At 69.1% G+C, this 933-nt stretch carries 1 protein-coding gene and 1 pseudogene; both read left to right on the top strand.

The features are described from left to right. The coding region (locus AC1D15_RS34590) for a DEAD/DEAH box helicase (RefSeq protein WP_477829632.1) at positions 1 to 664 on the top strand (664 nt) is incomplete at its 5' end. Beyond that, positions 665 to 933: pseudogene (locus tag AC1D15_RS34585) on the top strand (histone deacetylase family protein); the annotation flags it as partial. It lies immediately after the preceding gene.

Raw genomic sequence — 933 nt, 5'->3', positions numbered from 1 at the left:
GCAGGGCCTCGCGCGCAGCCAGATCATGGTGCTGGATGCCTTGCTGAAGCTGCGCCAGGTGTGCTGCGACCCGCGGCTGCTGAAGGGCGAGGCGCGCGATGCGCAGGCGGCCGCCGGCAAGGCCGCGCCGTCGGCCAAGCTGGAGCTGCTGCTCGACCTGCTGCCCACGCTGGTGGAAGACGGCCGGCGCGTGCTGCTGTTCTCGCAGTTCACCGAGATGCTGGCGCTGATCGAGACCGAGCTCGTGCGGCTGAAGCTGCCCTACCTGATCCTCAMCGGCGAGACCGACGACCGGGCCGGGCTGGTCGCGCAGTTCCAGCAGGGCGATGTGCCGCTGTTCCTGATCAGCCTGAAGGCCGGTGGCGTCGGGCTGAACCTGACCGCGGCCGACACCGTGATCCTGTACGACCCGTGGTGGAACCCGGCGGTCGAGCAGCAGGCGATCGACCGCGCCTACCGGATCGGGCAGGACAAGCCGGTGTTCGTCTACAAGCTGCTGGCCAGCGGCACGGTCGAGGACAAGATGATCGAGCTGCAGGCCCGCAAGGCGGGGCTCGCGGACCTGCTGCTGAAGGGCGTGGCGAGCGACGCGGCGTTGAATGCGGAAGACTTCGACGACCTGTTCAAGCCGCTGTCCGATGGCGCGCCGAAGGAGGGCGACTGAATGCTGACCGTCCACAACCCGGTGCATCACCTGCATGCCGGGCGCCAGGAGATGTACCGCGGCCGGCTGGTGCCGTGCCACGAGGTGCCCGACCGGCTCGACCACGTGCTGGCCGAGTTGAAGCGGCGCCGGCTGGGTGAACTGCGCGAGCCGGGCGAGGTGTCGATGGACGTGCTGCGGCACATCCACAACGGGCGTTACCTCGATTTCCTCGCGCACGCGTGGGACGACTGGGTCGCGCTCGATCCGGCGAATGCGCAGGTCGATGC

The organism is Rhizobacter sp. P2_H2, from assembly GCF_056403375.1.
This window is presented reverse-complemented; position numbering and strand designations above follow the sequence as displayed.